This is a genomic window from Arsenophonus nasoniae DSM 15247, from assembly GCF_000429565.1.
Lineage (GTDB): Bacteria > Pseudomonadota > Gammaproteobacteria > Enterobacterales > Enterobacteriaceae > Arsenophonus > Arsenophonus nasoniae.
The window spans coordinates 1-5995 of the sequence record NZ_AUCC01000123.1 but is presented as its reverse complement, the minus strand read 5'-3'; the positions used below and the strand labels follow the sequence as shown (position 1 = coordinate 5995).

At 33.9% G+C, this 5995-nt stretch carries 6 protein-coding genes and 1 pseudogene; 2 read left to right on the top strand and 5 right to left on the bottom strand.

The features are described 5' to 3' along the window. Positions 1–260: 260 nt before the first annotated feature. A pseudogene (queF, locus tag G468_RS23150) lies at positions 261–425 on the top strand (NADPH-dependent 7-cyano-7-deazaguanine reductase QueF); the annotation flags it as partial. Positions 426–897: 472 nt separating this feature from the next. Here queF and G468_RS0115720 read toward each other — a convergent pair. From G468_RS0115720 to G468_RS0115700, 5 genes are all read right to left on the bottom strand, one after another. Next, positions 898–1170 carry a helix-turn-helix transcriptional regulator gene (locus G468_RS0115720; protein ID WP_026823874.1) on the bottom strand — a complete coding sequence of 91 codons (273 nt, stop codon included), beginning with the start codon at positions 1168–1170 and terminating at the stop codon, positions 898–900. Between the two features lie 57 nt (positions 1171–1227). Next, complete coding sequence (locus G468_RS0115715) at positions 1228–1836, bottom strand: helix-turn-helix transcriptional regulator (protein ID WP_026823873.1); 609 nt, start codon at positions 1834–1836, stop codon at positions 1228–1230. A 213-nt stretch (positions 1837–2049) separates the two neighbouring features. Continuing rightward, entirely contained in the window at positions 2050–2469 is a 420-nt protein-coding gene (locus G468_RS0115710; RefSeq protein ID WP_026823872.1) for a plasmid partitioning/stability family protein, read from the bottom strand. Beyond that, a complete protein-coding gene (locus G468_RS0115705) occupies positions 2462–3436 on the bottom strand; it encodes a plasmid segregation protein ParM (protein WP_026823871.1) in 975 nt (324 codons plus the stop codon). Before G468_RS0115705 ends, G468_RS0115710 begins: the two co-directional genes overlap by 8 nt. Positions 3437–3624: 188 nt before the next feature. Beyond that, positions 3625–4569 (bottom strand): replication initiator protein A, encoded by a 945-nt coding sequence (locus tag G468_RS0115700; RefSeq protein WP_026823870.1) that lies wholly within the window; start codon positions 4567–4569, stop codon positions 3625–3627. Between the two features lie 663 nt (positions 4570–5232). On the opposite strand from G468_RS0115700, the gene G468_RS0115695 reads away from it, so the two are divergent. Then, positions 5233–5475: an HU family DNA-binding protein gene (locus tag G468_RS0115695; RefSeq protein WP_026823869.1), complete on the top strand. Its 243-nt coding sequence runs from the start codon at positions 5233–5235 to the stop codon at positions 5473–5475. The last annotated feature ends 520 nt before the right edge of the window (positions 5476–5995 follow it).

Genomic DNA, 5995 nt, shown 5'->3' with positions numbered 1-5995 from the left:
CAGGCTGCTTTTCACCGGGGCGCAAATGGGTAAAAAAGCAACGGAATTGTTGTCAGAAAGACTGCATAACCTGGAGAAAAAGCGATGGTTACGCAGCTAAACGCAGGATCAATGTGTCTAAAATAAGGAAATCAGGTTAGAAATTACACTCTCTGAGGAAATGTTAACTGGCACTAAACACAATAAATCGATCCCCATCTCCTTTTTGCAATAAGGGATGGCTTTTGCTACTCACTTTAAAAGCGATTCAATTTCCTAACCATGAACAATGTATTGAACGAATATTTAGCGATATCTTGTTTTATTGTAAGCCATTAGAATTATCTGTCTATGGACGTTACACAAGACGCGGTGGACTTGACATTAATCCTTGGCGATCAACAAATCATTTAGAAATAGAGAATCTTCGTTTACCTAGACAATAGTAAAAATCATAAAACCAGTTTTTCTTAGCTGGTTTTTCCAAAATAAATTCAAAAAGTACTTAAAAATTGTCTTCAACAACGATAGGCTTATCACTAAAATATCAATCAAAAACCACTTAACGTGGTTGTACACCTGTGTCGGCATACGTCCGGCCAGAAGGATAAATAACCTCGCCTTAAAATTAAGGCTACCAGCGATCAATAACATGAACAAAACGTTTTCCGCCATACGGATCACCGATACTGATTTGTTAAAGAGCAGATGCAACTATCAAAGGCACCTCTAGTAAAACTGGATGTTTTCAGTTTTAGGTTCGACCAGAAAACGTGGGCGAAGGAAAATGATGCCTTAAAAAATTAGGTACTGGTATAGTCGAAAAAACTATTTTTAGCACAAAAAATAAACAATTGGTGGTTTTTATGAAAAAAGCTGCCAAAGCAGCTTTAGTAATAAAATAAAAATGTATTTTTCTCATTCCGATAAACCATCAGCGCTATTAGCTCTACTTTCGTTTATAACGAAATAAAACAAAGCTTTTAACTTACAAAGACTTTTTAATTCATATTTAGTGACTGCGTTATTAAAATGATTATTTACAGTATGTACACTAATATTCAGCTCTATTGCTATTTCGTTTCTATCTAATCCTGCACATGACATGGATAAAATTTCAATTTCTCGTTTAGAGAGTTTAGGAAATAGTCTGTAATAAGCTGGTAAGTTATTAATATAAAAAGGTTTCATTACTTCCTCCTATTCAGCTAGCTCAACCGTCAGAGTAAATCGCCATGACGAAGAGATTTAAACGCTAATGAACTGACTACCAGCAGGCAGCAGTTGAGGAGGAATGTAATGATTTATACTTTTTTCTCGGCAAAATTGCCTTAGCTGAAAAGCTGAATGCAAATTGGTTTTCCCGTAGATAGCTTTCAAATGAGACTCGACCGTTAAGCGCGAAATATCTAACCGTCTGGCAATTTCCTTGCTGCTTAAGCGTTGCATCATTAGAAACAGAACTTCCCACTCTTTAGCAGTAAACCGTTCGTTAGGTTTCTCCGTAGTAACTGAATAAGGCTGTTTACCTTCCACATATTCCATCGGTGACAAAAACAGGAATTCATAGGCGTGGAAGAAAGTGCCTAGGTAGCTATTTTCACTACAAAAAAGCGGTAAAAAATGGAATTGCCAAACTTTGGGTGCTTTGTTGTAATCAGATGGCAAATGGCATATTACGAAAAATGGGGATCTTTCAGTTTGTACTTTTTCTATCAATGTTTTCATTTCAGGAGTACGGATTAACTTAAAAAGTAAATCTGTCATTTTGGCATCAGTCTGAATTTTTCCCTCGCTATTGCTAAAACCACAGGGAACATTAGCGCTCAATGAAAGTTTAATCATCTCTGGTTTCATACAGCACCCCCAACTCTATTCAGAATTCGGGTACGTTGCCGATTGGTGAGATATTTTGATGTGTGAGCAAAGCTCAAAAGCTGCTCGATTGATATGTTGCACGCTTTCATTATGCGTGTAATATGCGTATTATTTCGCATAGTCCGGCTCCTAGATATGTTAGGTTTTGGATTAGCTCTATGTCAGTGCATCAACACTGACATAGAGTGATTTTTAATAGTCATCATCTGGAAATAATTTATTACTATTCTCGCGAGTTTTATTGATATCACTATCTTTTTTTTCAAAGGAGTCTAGTTTATTTGTAAACTTTGGATTCGAAGACAGTATTTTATTTAAAGCGCTAATTAATTTCTCATCCACATGATCTTCAATTATCGGCAAAACATTACGAATCAATCGTAATATATCAAAAATTGTTGTTTCATTAGTTACATAATCAGCAATGATATTAGGAAGCCTTTTATCTTGTTTCATTAATGCAGCACCAGTAACAAGCATTGCTCTCATTGCCCTACCACGTTCTTTAAGTGGTATTTCATCTAATAATTCGCTGGCTATTTTATCACCTTTATTATAATCAGGGTTAATATAAAAACTGCATTTTCTAAGCCCTGACTTGTTATTACTCATTTGGATTACCTTTCATGGCAAGCATTCCTAAAACTAGATCAAATTGAGGGTTATCACTCTTAAAAAAACGATCTTTAGGTACATTTGTAATATTTCTTACTTCAGTAGAGATAATATCTGCACCTCCCCCTACACACATGACATGTGTGTAACCTGTAAATCTTTCTAAAGTGCTAGTTACTCGTTTGATCAAAATCTTTTCTTTTTCATGAAGAGTATTTATTATGGAATTAAGTTTATTTATATCTGGAATTCTTTTTCTCAAATATTCTTCATCATTGCGATGAATGATAAGGTGATCAGCTTGAAATGAATTAACTCTGGTATTAGCATTTAATGATAACTGTTCTTTCAATCCTTCAGTAATTATTGATACCCCAATTCTTGAATCGCACCACATCTTTATAATCCCATTCATTTTTCCACGAACGTGAGATACATCTAATGTAGTTCCCCCTAAATCAACAATTAACAAAGAATCTTCCTCGTCCAATTCTGACAAAATATCAAATCCTGCAGGAATACTTTCTGGAAGCACACTCACTTTATTGATAATAAAAGTATTTCCATTTTGTACAGATACCTTTCTTTTTACATTAGACTTTTTCTTTTTAATATTATCTTTGTTTGGTTGATTATTACTATCCAGATATTCTGATAATGGTAAAGTTACAACAACATCTATCTGTTGGGGTTTAAGACCCGTTTGTAATAAGGCATGGTGAATAGCTATAACATTTATATCACTATACTGATAACGACTTTCTGTTGTGTTTACAGCGTCTACACTTAAGGGGTCAAATGAATATTTTTCTCCATCAATATCATAATTTGCTGGAAGAACATCACCTAAACCAAGAGACCACTCAGGCTTAAAACTATTAGCGCTTATTAAAGTTTTTTTCTTACCATCTTGTGTCCACGCTAATTTGATATTTGTAGAACCATCATCGATAAAAATGAGCATTTATCACTCCACATAATTCTATATTAAATCATTATATAGAATATAATAATAACATTTTACGCATAACTCAACACCTAAAATATAAAAATATAAATCATAATTCTATATAATTCCAAAATGAAACTAACCGTTAACATGATTACTAAAAAATACCATGATAAAAATTAATATAGAATAATAACAAATAATTATAGATTCATTTTTTTCATCAACGTTTTTTTAATTTTATAAATCTCTTTCTTACCTTTTTCTCGCTTACGTGATGCATCTGCTTTGTCTGTATTTTGATTCCGATTTTTGAAAGTCACTTTATCCGTAACAGGATCAAATAAAATTTCATAATCAGGAAGGTCATTAACCTTAATGAGTTGCTTTATATCAAATCTAAACTTCCTGAGTTCTCTCGAAGAACCAGTTTTTCGGTGAAGCTTATCAAGACAAATAGTAAATTCATGCTGATTGCCACAATGTTTGCGAGCTACCTCATATAAACGTCTATCAATAGCTTTTCTTATACGAAAATAATCAGGACTAATTTGTAATACCTTGGTTCTTGTTATGGCTTGATACAGCCAATCTGGCAAAGTCACTTCAACCATTCCAATTTCAAGTTTACCTTTTTGTTTCTCAACAATTCTCCAGCTATCAATTAATCCAAATTCAATCATTTCCTGTTCATCATCTGAATAAACAATATTTGTCTTAATCGTTGTACCTTTTAGACGAGATAACGCTTTTTCTAAGTCCTGATATGCTTTACCACTTTTAGCTCTGTTCGTGGTCACAAAAAAATCATATGGGGTAAAAGTTATAGTTCTGCTAATAGGCTGATTGTTGTTAATCGCTTCTTGCAATTTTGAAATAGCATAAATCCAAATATCTTTATCAAAGATAGTAGCCAAACCTATACCCACAGAAGACCTAACAGTTACTGTTACATTACCATTTTTATATTCTCTGACTTTTGTATCTCCTGCTTTTAAAGCAAAAAATGGATGTTCCATACTTGCTATTTCATCGCGAAAACTAGAAACACCTACATCATCAGCAATGAAAAACTCCAATTGTTTATGTATATGCGGTCGTAATGTCTTCAAATTGAATTTTCCTATTTTCTTTGTATGATCAACCATAGCTTCTCTCCTAGATTGTTTAGGATTGTTAGTTAGATCCTCTAAGGTGTTGATGTCACTTTGGAGGATCTATTTTTCGAACTTTACGGACGTAAAAATATATCGAACTTCATGGACATTATATCGAACTTCATGGACAAATCAAATTAATAGAAAAAACAACCCCAAAATTGCTGATAAACTGAACAAAAAAGTGTGGATAACTAATTTTTATAATCGAACTTTACGGACATTATATCGAACTTTACGGACATTATATCGAACTTTACGGACATTATATCGAACTTTACGGACAAAACGTTTTTTTTTATATAATAAAAACATAACCTTACTACTCTTTTTTTGGTCTTTAACTCTTTTAACTTATACATAACTAAATATAACTACGCGCGCGCGAGGGTTATCTGTGGATAACTTATATTCCAACAAAAACCCTGAACGGAAAAATATGTTACTACTGAGTGACCAAGTTTCTTTTTGACTACAGATGATATTCCGCTTCCTCGTCTGCTCACTCGCTTCGCTCGGTCACAGACTTGCGGCGAGCGTAGAAGTTTTAATTAAAAAGATTTTTTTGAGTTAATTAACGCTGAAACATTGCACTATTGAGTTGCTACAGCTAGCATCACTAGGATATAAAATATCTACTAATTCAGGCACAACATGAACAAAACCGAACTCATTAATCAAATCGCTGAGAAAGCGCTTAACTCTTTCATAGAAACCGTGACAGAAGCACTAAAGGTCGGAGATGACGTACAACTCGTTGGCTTTGGCAGTTTTCAGGTTAAGCAACGTGCAGCCAGAGAAGGACGCAATCCGCAAACAGGCAAGGTTATACAGATTGCTGCTGCAAACGTACCGAGTTTTAAAGCAGGTAAAACGTTGAAAGAAGCGGTCAAATAACATGACCGAAAACAATGTACGAATTAAAACTCCTGTACGGAATATGATTTGCTTATTTTTGTACGGGTGTTTTGTAGGATGTCCGAAACCGAACGATTTTGAACAGAAAAGTCACCTATCAGAAACTGAAAATTGTTAAATTTAATCATTTTCGAAAATTGGAATAGAAATACCTATCACCACCCCACCTAAAATGCGCTGTAATCCATTCTGAGTTACCGTCTTGATCTATAAGAAATTAATACCCGAAATGGTTACTAATTAACCTATGCCATGATGAAACCATTTTTATTTTTTCTAAGTTTTGACAGAATTAATTTTGAAGGTTGAGATAAAGAACAGAATAGATGGCTAAAAAACGATTAATTATTAATCATTTTTGAACAAAAGATAGATCTATCCTGTAGTTGATTTTATCGCCACCGCAACCGTGCTAGGTCATCGTGGCAAGCCATAAGCTCTTTAAGCTTCAATCCAAAATTCATTCCAGCGAAAAGTAATTTTTTCCCACATATGAGAC